The organism is Mixta sp. BE291 (genome assembly GCF_031457955.1).
Classification (GTDB): Bacteria; Pseudomonadota; Gammaproteobacteria; order Enterobacterales; family Enterobacteriaceae; genus Mixta.
Genome location: NZ_JAVDXN010000001.1, coordinates 143,301 through 163,990, shown reverse-complemented (window position 1 = coordinate 163,990; position 20,690 = coordinate 143,301). Strand labels below are relative to the sequence as shown.

Below are 20,690 nucleotides of genomic sequence, written 5' to 3'. Positions count from 1 at the left end.
CATGCAAACATCAACCCGCCCGCAATTCCCGCGCAGACCCTTACGAAAACCACTGACCGAACCAGCCGTTCAGCTTCATCATCACAAAATCGAAAATCCGACTGAAAAAACTGCCCTCTTCCACCGGCTCCAACACTACCAGCGGCCGTTGCGCAATTGTCTTGCCATCCAGCTGGAAATCAATCGTTCCCACCGCCTGATCCTTCTTCAGCGGCGCTTCAAGCTGCGGCGTACTCAGCGTAAAACTCGCCTTCAGATTTTTCATCTGCCCTTTCGGAATCGTCAGCGAAACATCCTTCGCCACGCCAAGCGCCACCTCATCGCGATCGCCAAACCAAACGCGCTGACGGGTAAAAGGCGCATCAGCCTTAATCGGCGTCACCGTCTCAAAAAACCGGAAACCCCATGTCAGCAGCTTCTCGCTCTCACGGAAACGAATACTATCGGTCTCGGCGCCCATCACCACCGAAATCAAACGCATATCGCCTTCCGTTGCCGAAGCGACCAAATTATGGCCCGCGCCCGCGGTATGACCGGTCTTAATACCATCAACATGCAGATTACTGCTCCACAGCAGACGGTTACGGTTGCGCTGGGTAATATTATTAAACGTAAACGACTTCTCTTTATTTAGCGCGTACTCATCCGGCACATCACGAATCAGCGCCTGCCCCAACAGCGCCATATCGCGCGCGGTACTGTACTGCCCCTGCGCATCCAGGCCGTGCACCGTCTTAAAATGGGTATTTTTCAGCGCCAGCGCATGGGCGTAATTATTCATCAGCCCGACAAAGGCATCCTGACTGCCAGCCACGTAATCGGCCAGTGCAATACTGGCATCATTACCTGACTGAATCACAATACCTTTATTCAGCTCCGACACCGGAATACGGTCGCCGGGCTTGATAAACATCAGCGAAGAGCCTTTAAGAATCGGGTTGCCGGTCGCCCAGGCATCACGCCCAACGGTCACCATATCATCGCGGGTAATTTTGCCGCTCTTTAACGCCTGGCCAATCACATAGCTGGACATGATTTTCGTCAGGCTGGCGGGATCGAGCCGCTGGTCAGCGTTGGCTTCAGCCAGCACATCACCGCTGGCGTAATCCATCAGCACCCAGGCTTTGGCATCAATCTGCGGCGCAGCAGGCGCCTGTTCGGCATTAACAACAACAGGAAGCAGCAACAGCGTGCCACATATCGCCAGCGAACCAACGCCGGCGTAAAAGCGCATTTTTTTCATGATTAAATCGGATAACCTGTGGAAATATCATAAGTTTCATAAAGATAAGAAACGCAGCGTCCTACGCTAACCTGTCAGGAGACTGATTAAAACGGCTGCATCGTAAAGTTTCTTAGAGTTTATTAGATAAACCTTAGCCCGCGCCTTAACGCAAATCATAGCGACTACGGCTGATTCTGATTTTGCGTAAATCAATTAAGACGATCACAAAACTCCGCTAATCTGAATAAACCCGCTCCGAGGAGAATCACCATGGATTTAGCGCTTTTCGATCTTGATGAAACGCTGATTTGTGCAAACAGCAACAGCCTGTGGATGTGCTGGCTGGTATCGCAGGGCTACGCGCCGGAGACATTAATCGGCGAAGAACAGGCGTTAATGGCGCAGTATCGCCAGGGGGAGATCCCGCTGGAAACCTATATGAACCGCACGCTGGCGCCGCTCACCGGGATGGCAACCCTGACGGTCAGCGGCTGGGTTCGTCGTTTTATTCAGCGTGATATTGTGCCGCGCGTCTATCCTGCCGCCCGCGAACGCCTTGCCTGGCATCAGCAGCGCGGCGACACCATTATGCTGATTTCCGCCGGTGGCGAGCACCTGCTAACGCCCATTGCTCAGCGTCTTGGCCTGCATGGCGCGCTGGCGATCGGCGTAGAAATTATTGACGACCGCTACAGCGGCCAGCCCTGCTGCTCGCTCAACGGACAAACCGGCAACGCGTCGCACCCGGCTGACTGGCAAGCGCTGCGGCAGGAAGCGCGTTTTCATCACACCTGGGCCTACAGCGATTCCATCAGCGATCTTTCGCTGCTCGAACAGGCGGATCACGCCTGCGCCATCAACCCTGACGCACAGCTGTTGCAGGAAGCGCGACAACGTGGCTGGGAAGTTTCCCGCTGGGTAAGATAACCGGCTCACCTGGAAAGTTTGCCGCTGGGTAAGATAACCGGCGTGCCTGGCCCGCGGTGTCGGACCAGGCGGCCTTTGTGGCTTAAGGCTGCAACCCCACCTTCAGCAGCTTGCCGTTACGCTCGTCGGTCAGCACATAGAGATAACCGTCCGGCCCCTGACGCACATCACGAATACGCTCGCCGCGATCCTGCAACAGACGTTCTTCTTCAATCACCTTATCGCCGTTCAGGCTCAAGCGAATTAAATTCTTCTCTTTCAGCGCGCCGATAAACAGTGAATTTTTCCACGGCTGAAAACGTGCGCTGTTATAAAAAGCCATGCCGCTAATGGCCGGGGAATTTTTCCACCAGTACACCGGCTGCTCGGTGCCCGGCGCTTCGCCGCCCTGCGCTTCCGGCACCTTGTCGCCGCTATAGTCAACGCCCCAGGTCGCCAGCGGCCAGCCATAATTTTTTCCTTTGCGTGGAATATTCACCTCATCGCCGCCGCGCGGGCCATGCTCGCTTTCCCACATCTCCTGCGTCCAGGGATTCAGCGCCAGCCCCTGCGGATTACGCAGGCCGTAAGCCCAGATCTCTGGGCGCGCATTTTGTCGTTTAACAAAAGGGTTATCGTCAGGTACCGTGCCATCCTCTTTCAGACGCAGCAGCTTGCCCGTCAGCTTATTGAGATCCTGCGCGCTGGCGCTGTGAAAGTTATCGCCAAAGGCGATCCACAAATAGCCCTGGCGATCGAAGGCCAGGCGGGTGCCCAGGTTTGCGCCGCCGGAGAGCTTCGGCTGCTGACGCAGCACCACCTTAAAATCCGCCAGCCGACCGCCATCCTCGCTTAGCCTGCCGTAGCCCACCACCGCGCCAGCACGGCCGCTGCTATCCGCTTCGGTATAGCTGAGCCAGACGCGGCGGCTTTGGGTAAAATCAGGCGCCAGCGCCACATCCAGCAGGCCGCCCTGACGCTGATCCCATACCTTCGGCACGCCTTCGACCGGCGGCGACAACCCTTTATCCGGCTGCCACAGGCGCAACGCGCCTGAGCGCTCGGTCAGCAGAATAGTTTTATTATCCGGTAAGAAAGCCAGTGACCAGGGGTGATCGAGCTTATCCTGTAGCTGCTGCACCGTTACCTGTAGCGCCTGCGATGAGGCGGAAAACAGCAGCGCCCCGCTCAGTACCAGAGAAATTAATGGACGAGACATCACACACTCCTTCAGGAAACAGAAAATAAATTCAGACGGCTGATATGTCTCAAAGGCGGAGGAGATGGACCAATGAGCAAGGCGTCCCACGCCAGGGAGGGCATGGGCCGAGCCGCAGGGACACCGTTTTTTGCGTCGTTGCGAATTGGCCATATCCTCCGACAGATCACGTCGTCTACAAGCTGAATCTGTGATTATTTTCACGCTTTCGCGCTTAAAAACGCTAAAAACTTGTCCGAAAGTCAAAGCAAACTAATCTATTAACAGGCGTTAACATTTAGTTTCCCTGGTGTTTGGCCCGTCTTGCTGACGGGCTTTTTTTTGTCCTACTCCTGCTCCGCCGCTAAATTAGTACTGACGCGCAGCTTATATAAATCGATCGCTTTATCCCGAATCACATTCAGTTTGGCTTCAGCCGCCACCAGCGGCCATATGCTGCCCTGCTGCTGCTGATAAAACGTGGCGATCGCCTCATTGTAGCTATCGCGGTAGCGCAGCCAGCTACGCTGCGCGGAGACGATTTTTTGCCTGACGCTTTTCGGCTGTTCGTTAAGCAGCAGTTGATATTGCTGATTTAATTCGCTGTCCCACTGCTGTATCGCGCTGCTGTAGCACTGCGTATTATCAAGGGTGCTGTTGGCGTGCAGCTTGCACGCCTGTAGCTGCTTATCGATCTGCTCGCCCGGCGGTGCCGCCAGGCCGATAGCGGGAAACATCAGCGGCAGCAGCAATAACGCGGTTGGCCTCATGTCGTGTCCTTAATGATTGCGGCGCAGCCCGAAGCGAACCCGCCCGCGCGAATGTCAGGATTCAAAGGGAAAACGGATGCCCCAGCGCTGGCGAATAGCGGTCATCAGCGCCACAACATCATTGGTCAAATAGTGCAACGGATTAGTGCCGTTGGCGGCATACTCCTCCAGCGCCAGAATCTCATACTGCAACGCGCGGTCGGTTTCGCCCGCTCTAATGGTTTCCGTGCTGCCGTCCGTCCAACTGAGCTGCGCCTGCTGCGCCCGCGGGAAGTCATCAACGGTGATAAAGCCCTTTTCGCAGGCGACGATGCCGCGCTTCGGCATTTTGGCGCGAAATGCCAGCGAAATGGTGGCCATTTCGTTATGGCTATTTTGCAGCAGGATGCCGCACTGCTCGTCAACGCCGGTGCTGAATTTACTCACCGTGGTGAAAAGTTGATCAGGCTGTTCGCTGAGGAAAAAGCGCGCAAACGAGAGCGCATAGGTGCCGATATCCAGCAGCGCGCCGCCCGCCAGCTCTGGATTAAAGAAACGGTTGGTGGGGTCATCTTCTTTCAGGGTGCCAAACGAGACCTGGATCATTTTCAATTTGCCCAGCCTGCCGCTGTCGAGCAGCTGCTTCAGCTGCCGGAACAACGGCATATGAAACAGCGTCATCGCCTCAGCCACGATCAGCTGCTTTTCCGCCGCCAGGCGGTTAATCTCATTCAGTTCGTCACTGCTGACGGTAATCGCCTTTTCCACCAGCAGATGCTTGCCCTGCTCCAGCGCCTGTTTCATCCAGCTGAAATGGCTGGCGTGCGGCGTAGCGATATAGACCGCTTCTACCTGCGGATCGGCCAGCAGCTGAGGAATATCATCAAAAACCCGTTCAATCCCGTAGCGTTGCGCAAACGCCTCGCCTTTCTGGCGATTTCGGGCGCCTACCGCGTAGATTTGTCGGCCCAGCGCGCCTTGCGCGGCGGCAAACTGATGCGCAATCGCGCCCGGTCCAATAATTGCCCATGTTAACGGCTTCATTTTCCCTCCCTTTTCGCTCGGTGAAGGGTAAGTGTAGACAGCGAAAAGGCGTGACGGGTAAATTTGCCCGTCACCCACGGCGTTAACTTTTTAGTTTCGGATCGAGCGCGTCGCGCAGACCGTCGCCCAGCAGGTTAAAGGCCAGCACCGTGAGAAAAATCGCCAGGCTGGGGAAAATCGCCACGTGCGGCGCCATCACCATATCCGCTCGCGCCTCATTGAGCATCGCGCCCCACTCCGGCGTCGGCGGCTGCGCGCCTAACCCCAGAAACGACAGGCTGGCGGCGGTGATAATCGAGGTGCCGATGCGCATGGTGAAATAGACCACAATCGACGAGACCGTGCCGGGCAGAATATGGCGCACCATCAGGGTCCAGTCCGATGCGCCGATGCTGCGCGCCGACTCAATAAAGGTTTGATGCTTCAGCACCAGCGTATTGCCGCGCACCAGGCGGGCAAAGGCGGGCACGCTAAAAATCGCCACCGCCACGATAACGTTGGACATGCCGCTGCCCATGATCGCCACCACCGCAATCGCCAGCAGGATGCCTGGAAAGGCAAACAGCACATCGCAGATGCGCATAATAATGCGATCCCACCAGCCCTCGTAGTAACCGGCCAGCAGGCCAAGCACGGTGCCGATCGCCCCGCCGATGGCCACGGAAACAAAACCCGCCAGCAGCGAAATGCGCGTGCCGACCAGCACCCGACTAAAGATATCGCGACCAAGGGAGTCGACGCCAAACCAGTGCATGGCGGAAGGGCCTTCCGTCAGCCGGTCATAGTCGAAGTAATTTTCCGCATCGAAGGGCGCCAGCCACGGCGCAAACGCCGCCAGCACAATCAGCAGCAGCACAAAAACGCCGGCCGCCAGCGCTACATGCTGACGGCGAAAGCGACGCCAGAATTCTCGCCACGGCGTGCGCACCCGATCGCGCTGTTGCAGAGGCATTGCTTTCAACGCGGCCTCGCGTCGCCAGTTTTTCATTGCCGCTCCTTATTTGTAACGTATCGCCGGGTTAATGGCGGCATACAACATATCCACAACCAGATTGATCAGGATAAACTCCAGCGAAAACAGCAGCACTTCCGCCTGTATCACCGGGTAGTCGCGCATCTCCACCGAATCCACCAGCAGGCGTCCCAGGCCTGGCCAGTTAAACACCACTTCCACCACAATCGAGCCGCCCAGCAGAAAGCCAAACTGCAGGCCCATCATGGTCACCACCGGGATCATGGCGTTGCGCAAACCGTGCTTGATGACCACCAACGATTCGCGCACCCCTTTGGCGCGTGCGGTGCGCATATAATCTTCCTGCATCACCTCAATAAACGAGGCGCGGGTAAAGCGCGCCATAATCGCCGCCACCGCCGCGCCCAGCGTGATCGACGGCAAAATATAGTGCTGCCAGCTCGCGGCACCCACGGTGGGCAGCCAGCCCAGCTCCACGGAAAAAACCTGCATCAGCAGCATACCGAGCGCAAAGGCGGGAAAAGAGATACCCGATACCGCCAGCGTCATGCCAATGCGATCCGGCCAGCGGTTACGCCACACGGCGGAAACGATGCCGATCGCCATACCAAAAATCACCGACCAGACCATGCTGGAGAGCGTCAGCCACAGCGTAGGCAGAAAGCGCGAGGCGATCTCCTGCGCAACCGGCCGTTTCGAGACCATTGAGGTGCCAAAATCGCCGCGCAGGGCGTTGGTGATAAAATGCAAAAACTGCTGCGGCAGCGGCTTATCGAGTCCTAAGTCCTCGCGCACCAGCGCCACAACGCTGGCATCCGCTTCCGGCCCGGCCACCAGCCGCGCCGGATCGCCCGGCAGTAAATGGACAAACAGAAACACCAGCACCGCCACAATCAGCAGCGTGGGAATTAACCCCAGCAGACGTTTTAGGAAATAGTTCAGCATGCGTTTCCCTGCGCCGCAGACGCCAGCCTCAGCGGCTGGCGACGCGGACATTACTTCAGATCGGCTTCATCAAAATTAAACGAGGTATCGGGCATCATGTAAAAACCGCTCAGCGATTTGCTGTGCGCCGATACCAGTTTCTCGACCACCAGCGGCGCCCAGGGGCGATCGTTCCAGATCCGATCCTGCGCATCCTTATACAGCTGCGCTTTTTTCGCCGCATCGGTGGTTTTCAGCGCATCGTTCAGATCTTTATCCACCTGCTCATTGCTGTAAAACGCGGTGTTAAAGATGGCTGGCGGCCAAGAGGCGGTGGCGAACAGCGGCGTCAGCGCCCAGTCCGCTTCGCCGGTCGAGGCGGACCAGCCGGTATAGAACATGCGTACGCCGCTCTCTTTTTGCCCTTTACCTTCCACTTCCGCCGCACGCTGACCGGCATCCATCGCCGTGACCTTCACTTTGATGCCCACCTGTGCCAGCTGCTGCTGGGTAAACTGCAACACTTTCTGCGCGGTGCTGTGGTTATGAGAAGACCAGAGCGTCGTGCTGAAGCCGTCAGGGAAACCGGCCTCTTTCAGCAGCTGGCGCGCTTTTGCCGGATTATATTCGATCGCCGGATAGCTCTGCGCATACTCAATAGAAGGCGGCACGATACCGGTGGCGGGGGTGGCGTAACCGGCAAAAGCCACTTTGCTCAACGCCTGGCGGTTGATGGCGTAGTTGATCGCCTCGCGCACTTTCGGGTTATCGAACGGCTTCTGCGTAACGTTGAAGCTGATATAGCGCTGCATAATCGACGGCGTGCTGACCAGATCGAGCTTGCTGTTTTTCTCCAGCCGTTTTGCCTGCTCATAAGGGATCGGGAAGGCAAAGTTGGCTTCGCCGGTTTGCAGCATCGCCGCGCGGGTATTGTTATCCACAATCGGACGCCAGGTAATGCTGTCCAGTTTCGGATAGCCCTGTTTCCAGTAGCCTTCCCACTTTTTCACTTTGACAAAATCGGTCTGGTTCCAGGTAACAAACTGATAAGGCCCGGTGCCGACCGGATGGAAACCGATCTCTTTACCATACTTTTTCAGCGCGGTAGGCGAAATCATCGCCGCCGCCGGATGCGCCAGAATATTAATAAAGGCGGAGAACGGCTGCTTCAGGGTGATTTTCACCGTGGTAGGATCGACAACTTCCGTGGTGGCGATATGTTTAAACAGGTTATAGCGCTTCAGGTGATTATTTTCATCGCTGGCGCGATCGAGGTTCACCTTCACCGCATCAGCGTTAAAATCGGTGCCGTCCTGAAATTTCACGCCGGAGCGCAGTTTGATGGTCCAGGTCAGGCCGTCGGGACTGGCGTGATAACTTTCCGCCAGCACGTTGACCAGCTTCATATCCTTATCAAAGCCAAACAGCCCCTGATAGAAAGATTTCGCGACCGCCTGCGACAGCGTGTCGTTGGCATCGTAGGGATCGAGCGTGGTGAAGTTAGAGCCCACGGCGATAACCGCATCCTTTGCTGCCCAGCCGGGCGCAGCGGCGAAACTGCTGAGCAGACCGGCGGCGATCAGCCATCTGCGGGTGGTGAGGGTAGTCATATTGCTGTTCTCCTTAGTCCCTTACGGGTTATGCAAAAGCCGGACCGTCAGGCACCGCTGATGGTATGCCGGGCCACGTAGTGATCGGTGCCAACCTGAACCAACGGCGCAACGGCGGGCTCATCGCCGGGCGTGCGCAGCGGGCTGGGTAATTCATCTACCAGCAGCGCCCGCTCGCGGCGGCGGTGGCCCGGATCGGCAACCGGCACCGCTGACATCAGCTTGCGCGTATAGGGATGCTGGGGGTTTTCAAATACCGCCTGGCGCGGACCGATCTCCACAATCTGCCCCAGGTACATCACCGCCACGCGATGGCTGATGCGCTCTACCACCGCCATATCGTGCGAGATAAACAGGAAAGCGATGCCGAATTCGCGCTGCAAATCGAGCATCAAATTGATAATTTGCGCCTGAATCGACACATCCAGCGCGGAAACCGACTCATCGGCAATCACCACTTTCGGGTTCAGCGCCAGCGCGCGGGCGATACAGATGCGCTGACGCTGGCCGCCGGAAAACTCATGCGGATAGCGCTGGGCATGCTCCGGCAGCAGCCCCACTTTCTCCAGCAGCCAGGCGACGCGCTTTTCCGCTTCGGCGCGCGGCATCACCTTGTGGATCAGCAGTGGCTCCATAATGGAAAAACCAATCGTCAGGCGCGGATCGAGCGAAGCGTAAGGATCCTGAAAGATAAACTGAATATCCCGCCGCAGGTGCGCCAGCTGATGCGCCTTCAGCCGATCGATACGCTGGCCGTTAAAGGTAATGCTGCCGCCCTGGCTCTCTACCAGCCGCAGCAGCGAGCGGCCAGTGGTGGATTTGCCGCAGCCCGACTCGCCGACCAGCGCCAGCGTTTCACCGGCATGCAGATCGAAGCTCACCTTCTCTACCGCGTGTACCCGCCACTTCACGCGGTTCAGCAGACCGGCGCGAATATCAAAGCGCGTCACTAAATCACGTACTTCCAGAATCGGCGCCTGCTGGCGTTTTACCGTATCCGTTAGCGTTTCGCTGCTCTCCTGCTCGCCCGGCAGCGGGAACTTACGCGGCGCAGGCTGGCCGTGCATCGCGCCCAGGCGCGGCACCGCCGCCAGCAGCGCGCGGGTGTAAGGCTGCTGCGGCGCGCTGAACAGCGTGGCGGTATCCTTGTTCTCCACCACTTCGCCGTGGTACATCACCTGCACCCGATCGGCCATCTCCGCCACTACGCCCATATCGTGGGTAATAAAAATCACCCCCATCGCCATCTCTTTCTGCAGCACGCGGATCAGCTGCAAAATCTGCGCCTGAATAGTGACATCCAGCGCGGTGGTGGGTTCGTCGGCAATCAGCAGCGCCGGGCGGCAGGAGAGCGCCATGGCGATCATCACGCGCTGCCGCATACCGCCGGAGAGCTGATGGGGATAGCGCGTCATTACGTTTTGCGCTTCGGGAATACGCACCAGATCGAGCATGCGCCGCGCCTCCGCCAGCGCCTGCTGATGGCTTTTGCCCTGATGCAGCCGCACCGATTCAGCGATCTGCTCGCCCACCGGAAACACCGGATTCAGCGAGGTCATCGGCTCCTGAAAAATCATCGCCATATCTGCGCCGCGAATGGTACGCATCTGTGACTGACGCAGCTGCGCCAGATCCACCAGCGAATTATCGCGCCGCCGCAGCCATAGCTCGCCGCTATCCAGCTGGCCGCCGCTCTGCTCAATCAGGCGCATCAGCGCCAGCGAGGTCACCGATTTGCCTGAACCCGATTCGCCCACCAGCGCCAGGGTTTCACCGCGCCGCACCTCCAGCGATAGCTGACGTACCGCCTGGGTCACCTGATCCTGCTGGTGAAAACTCACGCTGAGGTTACGTACCGCCAGCACGCACGCGTCGTCGATGGGCGGAGAAGAAGGCTGTTGCATGCTGGCTCCTTAAGCTTGCCGGTAGATCTCTGCTACCGGCGGTTCATCCAGATAACCGTAGCCGCGATACATGCCTTCGGTATTGAACGGCAGCACGATGTTGCCTTCGGCATCGATAGCGATCAGGCCGCCGCTGCCGCCCAGCGCCGGGATCTTCTCGAAAATAACGCGATCGCTGGCCTGTTGCAGGCTAAGCCCGCCATACGCCATCAGCGCGGCAACGTCACCGGCCGCCAGCGTACGCATAAAAATTTCACCGGTGCCGGTGCAGGAGACTGCCACGCGCCGGTTGCTGAAGCAGCCCGCGCCCGGTAACGGCGAATCGCCAATGCGTCCGACCCGTTTATTGGTCATGCCGCCGGTGGAGGTGGCGGCAGCGAGATTGCCCGCAAGGTCGCAGGCCACCGCGCCAACCGTACCCAGCTTGCGGTCGGCATCCAGCGGAGCGCCTTCCTGCGCCGCGCCATCATGGTCCAGCAGTGTCTGCTGGCTGGCCCGCGCGCGCGCCAGCTGTTGCCAGCGCGCATCCGTGGAGAAGAAATCCGCCGCCACCGGCGTCAGGCCCTGCTCTTCAGCAAACTGCTCCGCGCCGCTGCCGCACAGCAGCACGTGCGGGCTATGCTCCATCACCGCGCGCGCCGCCAGAATCGGGTTGCGAATATGCGCCACGCCCGCCACCGCACCGGCATCCTGGCTGCGTCCATCCATGATGCAGGCATCCAGCTCGTGCGTGCCCTGTTGGGTAAAAACGCTGCCCTTCCCGGCGTTGAACAGCGGGCACTCTTCCAGCAGGCGCACCGCTTCGGTAACCGCATCTAACGCGCTGCCGCCCGCGGCAAGTATCGCCTGTCCGCAGGCAACAATGTCGCGTAGCGCCTGCAGGTAATGTTGCTGCTGTTCCGTGCTCAGCGCCGAACGTGCAATCGCGCCTGCGCCGCCGTGAATGGCAATGGCTGCTCTGCCCATCATGATTTACCCTGTGCTCTGAATCCGCCGGAAACGGCTGAATAGATGTGATGTTATGATTTTATGGCGATTTTTGACTATAGGTAGCGGCAGAGACGATGTAAAGCGTAAAGCCCGTTAAGGCTTAATAACAAAGCGTTATATCTCATAACCAAAAACGTCGCCTTAACCGCAGGTGCGCGCGTAGGATGATCGTTACCTGATTTCGCGCCATAATAGGCGTCATCTGTGGTAGCTGGCCGGAGGCCAAATGGAAAGTTTTACTGCGGGACTCATCTCCCTTGAAGAAGCCCGGCAAAAAATGCTGGATCAACTCTCTGCGCTGAGCGAGCGCGAAACCCTGTCAATCTACGCGGCTGCCGGACGGATTACCGCCGCGCCGGTGATCTCGCCGCTTGACGTGCCGCCGTTTGATAATTCGGCGATGGATGGTTATGCGGTGCGCATGGCCGATATCGCGCACGGCGAGGCGCTGCCCGTCGCGGGCAAAGCCTTTGCCGGTGCGCCCTTTAGCGGCGAATGGCCTGCGGGCAGCTGTATCCGCATTATGACCGGCGCGCCGGTGCCGGAAGGCGCGGAAGCGGTAGTCATGCAGGAGCAAAGTGTCGAGGAAAACAGTGGCATTCGCTTTACTGCTGAAATAAAAGCCGGACAAAACATTCGCCGCGCCGGAGAAGATATCCGTCAGGGCGACAACGTACTGGCGGCAGGCGTGCGCCTCGGTGCGGCAGAGCTGCCGCTGATCGCCTCGCTGGGCATTGGCGATGTCGAGGTGGTACGTCGGCTGCGGGTTGCCGTTTTCTCTACCGGCGATGAGCTACAGCCGGTCGGTCAGCCGCTGGCGGCGGGCCAGATTTATGATACCAACCGCTTTACCGTACGCCTGATGCTGGACCAGCTGGGCTGCGAGGTGATCGATCTCGGCATCATCCGTGATGACCCGCAGGCGCTGCGGGCTGCCTTTGTGCAGGCCGACCGTGAGGCGGATGTGGTGATCAGCAGCGGCGGTGTCTCGGTGGGTGAAGCGGATTACACCAAAGCGATGCTGGACGAGCTGGGTGCCATCACCTTCTGGAAACTGGCGATCAAGCCGGGCAAACCGTTTGCCTTTGGTCGCCTGAGCAACAGCTGGTTCTGCGGCCTGCCGGGCAATCCGGTTTCCGCCGCTGTGACCTTTTATCAACTGGTGCAGCCGCTGCTGGCGAAGCTGAGCGGTCAGCAGCATGCCGCCCTGCCGCCGCGCCAACGCGCACGCGCCGCGACGCGCCTGAAGAAGACGCCAGGGCGCCTTGATTTTCAGCGCGGCGTGGTCAGCCGTGGCGCCGATGGCGAGCTACAGGTGGTCAGCACCGGTCACCAGGGTTCGCATGTGTTTAGCTCGTTCAGCCAGGCCAACTGCTTTATCGTGCTGGAGCGCGAACGCGGCCACGTGGAGCCGGGCGAATGGGTAGAGATCGAGCCGTTCAATACTTTGCTGGGAGGCTAAGATGCTGCCAGAGCTGACCGACAACGAAACCCTGCGTTATAACCGACAAATTGTGCTGCGCGGCTTCGACTTTGATGGTCAGGAGCAGCTGAAGGCCGCCAGCGCGCTGGTGGTGGGGCTCGGCGGGCTGGGCTGCGCCGCCAGCCCTTATCTGGCTTCGGCTGGCGTCGGCACGCTCACGCTGCTGGATTTCGATACCGTTTCCCTCTCTAACTTACAGCGTCAGGTGCTGCACAGCGATGCGGAAATTGGTGAGCCGAAGGTAGAATCGGCCCGGCGGCGGCTGGCGCAGATTAATCCGCTGATCCAGCTGCGCGCCGTTAACGCGCAACTGGATGACGCCGCGCTGGATGCGCTGATCGCCGAGCATCAGGTGGTGCTGGACTGTAGCGATAATGTCGCCACGCGCGAACAGCTGAACCGCCTCTGTTATCAGCGGCGTATTCCGCTGGTCTCGGGAGCGGCCATTCGCATGGAAGGTCAAATCAGTGTCTTCAGCTGGCAGGATGAACAGATGCCCTGCTATCGCTGTATCAGCCGCCTGTTTGGCAGCGAGACGCTAAGCTGCGTCGAGGCGGGCGTGATGGCACCGCTGGTTGGGGTGATCGGTACGCTACAGGCGATGGAAGCGATTCGCCTGCTGACGCACTACGGCGCAGCGGTGAGCGGTAAACTGCTGATGTATGACGCGATGACGCTGCAGTTTCGTGAAATGAAAGTGGCAAAAGATCCCGGCTGTGAAGTATGCGGCCACCCATGCGCTTAACAGCTGATTATTCAGCAACTTCCCTTTCCCTGGCTATAGTTGAAACATGGAAAATGGAAAAGCGCCTCAGGCGCAGGCGTTGAATAAAGCAGAGAGCGAGAGCCGCGCTGCAAAACCGATGCTGCGTCAGATGATGCTGGTGTTTCTGTGCGTCATCAGCAGCGCGGTGATTGCAATCAATGGCTGGAGCCTGTGGAGCAGCTGGCAGCGAACGCTGCATCTGACCGAAGAAAATGCGCGCAACCTGTCGGTGTCGCTTTCACGTCAGGCAGAAGATACTTTTTTGCAAATCGACCTGACGCTGCAGGATGTGCGCGACCGCATTAACCAGAACGGTATTGAGCAGCAGGCCGATAATCTGCATCAGCTGCTGATGGCGCGAAAGGCCGCCCTCTCGCCGCTGGACAGCATGGTGATTTATCACGCTTCCGGCTATCCCGCCATCTCTTCATCCAGCGCGCCCTTAATCGCCACCAGCGTCGCCGATCGGGAATATTTCCGCTTCCATCAGCGCTCAGAAGATAACCAGTTGCATATCGGCGACGTCATCCGCAGTCGCGTTAGCGGCAATATGGTGATTCCGGTATCGCAACGCCTGAGCCGCCCGGACGGCAGCTTTCTTGGCGTGGTAATGGCCTCCATTCGTCTCGACTATTTCCGCCAGGTTTATGATTACTACAACCTGGGCGATCGCGATCTGATGGCGCTGATGAAGGCAGACGCAAAACTGGTTTATATCCGGCCTTACAGCGAATCACTGATTAACCGCAGTATCTCGCTCAGCCCGTTATTTACCCAACTGTTGACCACCTCCGCCAGCGGCGCCGCCATCTATCGCGCCGCCGTTGATGGGCGACCGCGTATTTTCGGCTACGCCAGTCTGCGAAGCTATCCGCTGGTGGTGACCGCGGGCTACGACTTACAGGAAGTGCGGCAGGCGTGGTTCGCCGATTCGATCGGTTTTGTGCTACTCAATCTGGTGCTGCTGGCGCTGCTGTTTTTGCTGGGCTTTATCGTGCTGCACCATATCCGCCTTAACCTGCGTAATCAGCTGGAGCTGACGCGGGTACACGATCAGCTCACCCATATGAATCGTACGCTTCAGGGGTTGGCGCTGATGGATGGGCTAACCGGGCTGGCTAACCGGCGTCAGCTGGACTGGTTTATGCCAAGGGCGATGGAACGGGCGATTAAGCTGCGTACGCCGTTAACCATTCTGCTGATCGATGTCGATTCGTTTAAGCCCTATAACGATACCTATGGTCATCTGGCGGGCGACGAGTGCCTGCGTAATGTCGCGGAATGTTTAAAACGGCTGCCGCTGCGTCATGAGGATCTGATTGCCCGTTACGGCGGCGAGGAGTTTATGGTGGTACTGGCGGATAAAACGCAGCCGGAAGCACAGCTTATCGCCCGGCAGGCGGTGCAGGCGGTCGCGGCGCTCAGAATGCCGCATGAAACCAGCAGCGTGGCGGAAAAAGTGGTTACCATCAGCGTGGGTATGCACTGGCAGCCGCGGGTGACGGCGGGCACGGCGCCAACAGCATTTATCGATAAAGCGGATGCCGCGCTCTATCAGGCGAAGCATCAGGGTAAAAACCAGGTCTGGTTGAGTGACCAGGCGCCTGCTACTGAGTAACAACAGGGCCGCCATTGCGGCGGCCCTGAGTGGCACAACGTCGTAAGCGCTGCGGCCTGATTACTGCACGCCTTTGCTGCGCAGGTAATCTTCATAGCTGCCGCTGAAGTCGATGACCTTCTCCGGCGTGATTTCCAGCACGCGCGTCGCCAGCGAGCTAACGAACTCACGGTCGTGAGAAACAAAGATCAGCGTGCCCGGATACATCTCCAGCGCCATGTTCAGCGCCTCAATCGATTCCATATCCAGGTGGTTGGTCGGCTCATCCATAATCAGGATATTGGGGCGTTCCATCATCAGCTTGCCAAACAGCATGCGGCCCTTTTCGCCACCCGATAACACTTTCGCTGGCTTTTTGATCTCATCCTGACCGAACAGCAAACGGCCCAGCACGCTGCGTACCGCCTGCTCATCATCGCCTTCCTGTTTCCACTGGCTCATCCAGTCGAAGACGTTCAGATCGTTATCGAACTCTTCGGCATGATCCTGGGAGTAGTAGCCGATACGCACGTTTTCTGACCACTTCACCGTGCCGCTGTCAGGCTGCAAATCACCCACCAGCGTTTTCATCAGCGTGGTTTTACCCACGCCGTTGGTGCCCAGCACCGCCAGCTTTTCACCCACTTCCAGCAACAGGTTCATATCGCGGAACAGCGGGCCATTATCAAAGCCTTTGGTCAGCGCTTCCACTTCCAGCGCGTTACGGAACAGTTTTTTGTCCTGCTCGAAGCGAATAAACGGATTCTGACGGCTGGAGGCTTTGACCTCATCCAGCTTGATTTTATCAATCTGTTTGGCGCGCGAGGTCGCCTGACGCGATTTCGAGGCGTTGGCGCTAAAGCGGCTAACAAAGGATTGCAGCTCGGCAATCTGCGCTTTTTTCTTGGCGTTATCGGAAAGCAGACGCTCACGCGCCTGGGTAGCGGCGGTCATATATTCGTCGTAGTTGCCCGGATAGATACGCAGCTCGCCGTAATCGAGATCCGCCATATGGGTGCAGACCATGTTCAGGAAGTGACGGTCATGCGAAATGATGATCATGGTGCTGTTGCGGTCGTTCAGCACCTGCTCCAGCCAGCGAATGGTATCGATGTCCAGGTTGTTGGTTGGCTCATCCAGCAGCAGGATATCCGGGTTAGCGAACAGCGCCTGGGCCAGCAGCACACGCAGCTTCCAGCCCGGCGCGACTTCGCTCATCAGGCCGTAGTGCTGCTCCAGCGGAATACCCACGCCCAGCAGCAGTTCACCGGCGCGCGCTTCGGCGGTATAACCATCCATTTCGCCATACAGCACTTCCAGATCGGCGACCTTATAGCCATCCTCTTCGCTCATTTCCGGCAGCGCATAGATGCGATCGCGCTCCTGCTTCACCTGCCACAGCTCATCATGTCCCATGATGACGGTATCCAGCACGCTGAATTTTTCAAATGCGAACTGGTCCTGGCGCAGCTTACCGATGCGCTCATTGGGATCACAGGAGACGTTGCCGGCGGTCGGCATCAGATCGCCGCCCAGAATCTTCATAAAGGTTGATTTACCGCTACCGTTCGCGCCGATCAGACCGTAACGGTTGCCGCCGCCAAACTTAACGGAGATATTTTCAAACAGCGGTTTGCTGCCAAACTGCATGGTAACGTTGCTGGAAACTAGCACAGGGATTGCCTTACTTATGCGGGGAATGTTCCCGTTATAGTTCAATTAACAGAGACATTAACGCTGGGCGCTTACCGTGGCCGGAACCTGCGAGGCGCGCGTCTGTGGTCTTGCTGCGAATTGAATTATTTTAGGGGATAACGAAATTTGGCGGGCATTGTGCCATAAAAAAAGGCTGGCGAATACCGCCAGCCTGACGTAATCCTGTTAGCTGCCGTGCTGTTCCGCTTTCTGCTTCAGCGCCGCAGGGCGTGGCGGCGTGTCCCGATCGGGCGAGAGCCAGTCGCGCAGATAGTGTTCAATCTGCTCCAGGCTACGGTTGCGCGTTTCCGGCACGCATTTAAACACAAAGAACGCGCCGCCGATGCCGATAGCGCCAAAGATAAAGAAAGCGCCCGCCAGGCCAACCGAGGCCAGCATCATCGGGAACATCAGCGAGATAAGGAAGTTGGCGATCCACATGGCGAACACCGCGCCGCCCATAAAAATACCGCGCAGGCGCGTCGGGAAAATTTCCGACAGCAGCAGCCAGGTCACCGGCGACAGCGCGCCCTGCTGGAAACAGAGAAACATCAACATACCCAGCAGCACCATATAACTGCGCAGCATATCAGGCTGACCGTTTATCGTTTCAGGCATCAGCCAGCTTATTGCGCCGATAAAGAATAAACAGGCGGTACAGCCAAACTGCCCGATCATCGTCATGGTACGGCGGCCGATTTTGCCCAGCAGCCAGATGCCGAAAAAGGTCATCAGCACCGAAATAACGCCGTTGGCGATGGTGGCGAACAGCGCGGCGCTGTTGCTCATCCCGACGCTGGTTAATACTGTCGGCGCGTAATACATAATGGTATTGACGCCGGTCAACTGCTGAATCACCGCCACGCCGATGCCGATCAAAAACAGCTTAAACAGCCAGGGTTTTTTCAGCTCGGCAAGCCGTGGTTTCCCCTGGTTTTCCTGCTCTTGCAGCGTCTCTTCAATTTCTGTGAGTTCCCACTCAACATCATCTTTGGCGCGGGTGCGTTCCAGCACGCGGCGCGCCTCCGCCAGACGGCCTTTCATGGCATACCAACGCGGCGTATCGGGCATAAACATCATGCCGAACCACAGCAGCACCGCCGGTACGGTCGCCACCACCAGCATCCAGCGCCAGGTATCTGCCCCGCTCCAGATCGCATTAAACGAGGCGTTAGAGATATAGGCCAGCATCTGACCGGAGACGATCATTAACTCTTGCAGGGTCACCAACTGCCCGCGCTTGTTCGCCGGGGCGATTTCCGCGATATAGACCGGCACCGTTGCTGCCGCGCCGCCCACCGCCACGCCCAGCACCAGGCGGAAAAACACCATCCAGTGCACGTCAGGCGCCAGCGACGTGCCCAACGCACCAACGGCAAAAATCACCGCCAGCACCATAATAATTTTTCGCCGTCCGGCGGCGGAGGCGAAGTGACCGGCAAGCAGCGCACCAAAGGCGGCGCCGAACAGCAGCGAGCTGGTCACCAAACCGGTGGTAAAGGGAGTGAGATGCAGTTCGTCGCCCATAAACAGCAACGCGCCGGAAATCACGCCGGTATCGTAGCCAAACAGCAATCCGCCCAGCGTGGCGACCAGCGCGATCACTTTAACGAAGGGTTCAGCGGGTGTACTGCTGTTTGGCCCGGAGGCTTTGCTCAGCGTAAGGTATTGTTCTTTTGTCATGATGACTCCAGCAACCTGGTTGAAATGAAAATCGGAGCTGTACGCTGCTGCCAGCGCACAAACCGTTCACTGCACAACATAGATTATTTTTTTCATTTTCAATAATAGTGAAATATCAATTTTGTGTTGATGGTCATAATATTCTGCTTAAAGCCTGACCATTATCACACTATTCTGTTTTCAGGGTTGTTAAACAGGCCGGCACGCGCTTAATAGTCATCAGCGTGCTGAGTTTCATTTTATGAATAAAAGGAAATGTTAATTTCAAAAAGACCGCAAAAACAGAATGGCTTACCGGGCGGCAATAAGATCATAAAAAAGCCGTCGGTTGAGAGCCGACGGCCTGAAGAGAGCCAGGGATGCAGCGTTTTCTGCGGGCGTTGTTTGCGCCCTGGCGACGCTAACCGGCGGAGGTTGCCGGGCCAAACACCGTAAACTGCGGCAGCGTGACGTTTTGATAATTTTCCCAGCCGCCGCCAAGCGCTTTATACAGCGCAACCAGATCAAGGCTGCTTTGCACGCGCGCCTGCTCCGCCTGCTGTTTGGCCTGCGCCAGCTGGCGCTGCGCATCCAGCACCTCCAGGAAGGTGGAAAGGCCTTTTTTATAGCTGTCGCTGGCTAAATCAAAGCTGCTTTGCAAAGCGCTGACGGTTTCATCCAGCTGGGTTACCTGCTCCTGATCGGTGCGGTAACTCACCAGCGCATTTTCCACATCCTGCAGCGCGGTTAATACCGTTTGTCGATAGTTTAACGCCGAGCTGGCCTGTTCAGCGCGCGAAAGCTTCACGCTGGATACCAGCCTGCCGCCCTGAAAAATGGGGATCGAGAGCGCGGGGCCGTAGCTGTAGAAATGGCTGCTCCAGTTATCCAGATAGCTGACGTCGGTGTTGCGTACGCCCAGCTGGCCCGTTAATGAGAGGCTGGGAAACAGCTGCGCGACCGATACGCCGATATTGGCGGTCGCGGCATGCAGGTTCGCCTCCGCCTGGCGGATATCGGGGCGACGACGCGCCAGCGTTGACGGGATGCCCACCGGGACGGCGGAAGGCAGCGCGGGCAACGCTTTTTGGTTCATCAGCTCGCTATCCAGCGCGCCGGGTGTTTTGCCCATCAGTACCGCCAGCCCGTTCATCGCCTGACGCGCCTGCGCCTGATACTGCGGCAGCTGCGCGCGCAGCGAGCTTAACTGCGCACGGGCGTTTTCCACATCCAGCTGCGGCGCCAGGCCGTTACGCTGCTGGCTTTGCGTCAGTTCCAGCGTCTGCTGCGCCACCTCGATCTGCGTTTGCAGCGTGCGCGTTACCGACTGCGCGCCGCGCAGTTGCAGATAGGCGCGCGCCACCTCCGCTTCCAGCGAAACCAGCGCATCGTTACGGCTCTCGATCGACGCCTGCTGCTGCGCGTTGGCGGCTTCCGTCTGGCGACGTACTTTCCCCCACAAATCCAGCTCCCAGGCGGCGTCGAAACTGCCCTGGTAGAGGTTGATCGGCTGCGTCAGGCTATCCAGCGACGAACGCAGCTCCGGGGCTTCCTGATCCAGTCGATCGTAGGCTCCGCCTGATTCCAGCAGCCCTTCCGCGCCCAGCTGTTGACGTCGGGCAGAGACGTTACCATTAAGCGACGGGAACAGCCCGCCACGCGCCTGCGAGAGCTGCTCACGCGCACCGGCGATACGCAATACCGCCTGCTGTAGCGTCAGGTTACCGGCAATAGCGCGTTCGATCAGGCTATTGAGCTGCGGATCGTTAAAGCTGCGCCACCAGCTGGGCTGCGTGGCGCTGGTCTGCGGCTTTGACGCCGCCTGCGAAGCGAGATCGCGCCAGCTGCCGGGCGTTTGCGGCTTCGGCGGCTGGTAATCAGGCCCGACCGCGCAGCCCGCCAACAGCAGAGCCACCGCCAGCAGCGCCGGGCGCGAAGCGGTTATCCCTTTGGTAACGTTCATG

16 protein-coding genes are annotated in these 20,690 nt (G+C 58.2%); 4 read left to right on the top strand and 12 right to left on the bottom strand.

What is annotated here, in order from left to right; genetic code table 11:
- Positions 1-40: 40 nt before the first annotated feature.
- The gene (locus tag J2X14_RS00705; protein WP_352409309.1) at positions 41-1,243 is read right to left on the bottom strand and encodes a serine hydrolase; all 1,203 of its coding nucleotides are present in this window, start codon (positions 1,241-1,243) and stop codon (positions 41-43) included.
- A 252-nt stretch (positions 1,244-1,495) separates the two neighbouring features.
- Here J2X14_RS00705 and J2X14_RS00700 point away from each other — a divergent pair, with 252 nt between their 5' ends.
- On the top strand, positions 1,496-2,152 hold the full coding sequence (locus J2X14_RS00700; protein ID WP_352409308.1) for an HAD family hydrolase: 657 nt from the start codon (positions 1,496-1,498) through the stop codon (positions 2,150-2,152).
- An 82-nt stretch (positions 2,153-2,234) separates the two neighbouring features.
- Here J2X14_RS00700 and J2X14_RS00695 read toward each other — a convergent pair whose 3' ends face one another.
- From J2X14_RS00695 to J2X14_RS00660, 8 genes are all read right to left on the bottom strand, one after another.
- Positions 2,235-3,350 carry a PQQ-dependent sugar dehydrogenase gene (locus J2X14_RS00695; protein ID WP_352409307.1) on the bottom strand — a complete coding sequence of 372 codons (1,116 nt, stop codon included), beginning with the start codon at positions 3,348-3,350 and terminating at the stop codon, positions 2,235-2,237.
- A gap of 326 nt (positions 3,351-3,676) precedes the next feature.
- Complete coding sequence (locus J2X14_RS00690; RefSeq protein WP_352409306.1) at positions 3,677-4,099, bottom strand: lysozyme inhibitor LprI family protein; 423 nt, start codon at positions 4,097-4,099, stop codon at positions 3,677-3,679.
- Between the two features lie 54 nt (positions 4,100-4,153).
- The gene (locus J2X14_RS00685) at positions 4,154-5,122 is read right to left on the bottom strand and encodes a Gfo/Idh/MocA family protein (RefSeq protein WP_352409305.1); all 969 of its coding nucleotides are present in this window, start codon (positions 5,120-5,122) and stop codon (positions 4,154-4,156) included.
- 82 nt (positions 5,123-5,204) lie between these two features.
- Positions 5,205-6,110, bottom strand: coding sequence for a glutathione ABC transporter permease GsiD (gene gsiD, locus J2X14_RS00680; RefSeq protein WP_352409304.1), 906 nt, complete (start codon positions 6,108-6,110; stop codon positions 5,205-5,207).
- Positions 6,111-6,119: 9 nt separating this feature from the next.
- Positions 6,120-7,040 (bottom strand): glutathione ABC transporter permease GsiC, encoded by a 921-nt coding sequence (gene gsiC, locus J2X14_RS00675; RefSeq protein WP_352409303.1) that lies wholly within the window; start codon positions 7,038-7,040, stop codon positions 6,120-6,122.
- A gap of 50 nt (positions 7,041-7,090) precedes the next feature.
- The gene (gene gsiB / locus J2X14_RS00670) at positions 7,091-8,629 is read right to left on the bottom strand and encodes a glutathione ABC transporter substrate-binding protein GsiB (RefSeq protein ID WP_352409302.1); all 1,539 of its coding nucleotides are present in this window, start codon (positions 8,627-8,629) and stop codon (positions 7,091-7,093) included.
- A gap of 47 nt (positions 8,630-8,676) precedes the next feature.
- Positions 8,677-10,533, bottom strand: coding sequence for a glutathione ABC transporter ATP-binding protein GsiA (gene gsiA / locus J2X14_RS00665; RefSeq protein WP_352409301.1), 1,857 nt, complete (start codon positions 10,531-10,533; stop codon positions 8,677-8,679).
- A gap of 9 nt (positions 10,534-10,542) precedes the next feature.
- Complete coding sequence (locus tag J2X14_RS00660; RefSeq protein ID WP_352410103.1) at positions 10,543-11,499, bottom strand: isoaspartyl peptidase/L-asparaginase family protein; 957 nt, start codon at positions 11,497-11,499, stop codon at positions 10,543-10,545.
- A 250-nt stretch (positions 11,500-11,749) separates the two neighbouring features.
- Here J2X14_RS00660 and moeA point away from each other — a divergent pair, with 250 nt between their 5' ends.
- Genes moeA through J2X14_RS00645 form a run of 3 tightly spaced genes read left to right on the top strand, consistent with a single transcriptional unit; the run spans position 11,750 to position 15,390 of the window.
- Positions 11,750-12,985: a molybdopterin molybdotransferase MoeA gene (moeA, locus tag J2X14_RS00655; protein ID WP_352409300.1), complete on the top strand. Its 1,236-nt coding sequence runs from the start codon at positions 11,750-11,752 to the stop codon at positions 12,983-12,985.
- Between the two features lies 1 nt (position 12,986).
- A complete protein-coding gene (gene moeB, locus J2X14_RS00650; RefSeq protein WP_352409299.1) occupies positions 12,987-13,751 on the top strand; it encodes a molybdopterin-synthase adenylyltransferase MoeB in 765 nt (254 codons plus the stop codon).
- A gap of 46 nt (positions 13,752-13,797) precedes the next feature.
- On the top strand, positions 13,798-15,390 hold the full coding sequence (locus J2X14_RS00645; protein ID WP_352409298.1) for a sensor domain-containing diguanylate cyclase: 1,593 nt from the start codon (positions 13,798-13,800) through the stop codon (positions 15,388-15,390).
- A 60-nt stretch (positions 15,391-15,450) separates the two neighbouring features.
- Here the strand turns inward: J2X14_RS00645 and J2X14_RS00640 are convergent, their stop codons facing one another.
- The 3 genes from J2X14_RS00640 to J2X14_RS00630 form a co-directional block, all read right to left on the bottom strand.
- The gene (locus J2X14_RS00640; RefSeq protein WP_352409297.1) at positions 15,451-17,043 is read right to left on the bottom strand and encodes an ABC-F family ATPase; all 1,593 of its coding nucleotides are present in this window, start codon (positions 17,041-17,043) and stop codon (positions 15,451-15,453) included.
- Positions 17,044-17,250: 207 nt separating this feature from the next.
- Positions 17,251-18,747: a sugar porter family MFS transporter gene (locus J2X14_RS00635; protein ID WP_352409296.1), complete on the bottom strand. Its 1,497-nt coding sequence runs from the start codon at positions 18,745-18,747 to the stop codon at positions 17,251-17,253.
- Positions 18,748-19,147: 400 nt separating this feature from the next.
- Complete coding sequence (locus J2X14_RS00630; protein WP_352409295.1) at positions 19,148-20,689, bottom strand: efflux transporter outer membrane subunit; 1,542 nt, start codon at positions 20,687-20,689, stop codon at positions 19,148-19,150.
- Position 20,690: the final 1 nt, after the last annotated feature.

Excerpts from the sequence above, each read along its gene's own strand:
- J2X14_RS00645 (WP_352409298.1), top strand. The coding sequence starts at position 13,798 with ATGGAAAATGGAAAAGCGCCTCAGGCGCAGGCGTTGAATAAAGCAGAG.
- gsiB (WP_352409302.1), bottom strand. The coding sequence starts at position 8,629 with ATGACTACCCTCACCACCCGCAGATGGCTGATCGCCGCCGGTCTGCTC.
- gsiC (WP_352409303.1), bottom strand. The coding sequence starts at position 7,040 with ATGCTGAACTATTTCCTAAAACGTCTGCTGGGGTTAATTCCCACGCTG.
- J2X14_RS00660 (WP_352410103.1), bottom strand. The coding sequence starts at position 11,499 with ATGGGCAGAGCAGCCATTGCCATTCACGGCGGCGCAGGCGCGATTGCA.
- J2X14_RS00630 (WP_352409295.1), bottom strand. The coding sequence starts at position 20,689 with ATGAACGTTACCAAAGGGATAACCGCTTCGCGCCCGGCGCTGCTGGCG.
- J2X14_RS00705 (WP_352409309.1), bottom strand. The coding sequence starts at position 1,243 with ATGAAAAAAATGCGCTTTTACGCCGGCGTTGGTTCGCTGGCGATATGT.
- gsiD (WP_352409304.1), bottom strand. The coding sequence starts at position 6,110 with ATGAAAAACTGGCGACGCGAGGCCGCGTTGAAAGCAATGCCTCTGCAA.
- moeA (WP_352409300.1), top strand. The coding sequence starts at position 11,750 with ATGGAAAGTTTTACTGCGGGACTCATCTCCCTTGAAGAAGCCCGGCAA.
- gsiA (WP_352409301.1), bottom strand. The coding sequence starts at position 10,533 with ATGCAACAGCCTTCTTCTCCGCCCATCGACGACGCGTGCGTGCTGGCG.
- moeB (WP_352409299.1), top strand. The coding sequence starts at position 12,987 with ATGCTGCCAGAGCTGACCGACAACGAAACCCTGCGTTATAACCGACAA.
- J2X14_RS00700 (WP_352409308.1), top strand. The coding sequence starts at position 1,496 with ATGGATTTAGCGCTTTTCGATCTTGATGAAACGCTGATTTGTGCAAAC.
- J2X14_RS00695 (WP_352409307.1), bottom strand. The coding sequence starts at position 3,350 with ATGTCTCGTCCATTAATTTCTCTGGTACTGAGCGGGGCGCTGCTGTTT.
- J2X14_RS00690 (WP_352409306.1), bottom strand. The coding sequence starts at position 4,099 with ATGAGGCCAACCGCGTTATTGCTGCTGCCGCTGATGTTTCCCGCTATC.
- J2X14_RS00685 (WP_352409305.1), bottom strand. The coding sequence starts at position 5,122 with ATGAAGCCGTTAACATGGGCAATTATTGGACCGGGCGCGATTGCGCAT.
- J2X14_RS00635 (WP_352409296.1), bottom strand. The coding sequence starts at position 18,747 with ATGACAAAAGAACAATACCTTACGCTGAGCAAAGCCTCCGGGCCAAAC.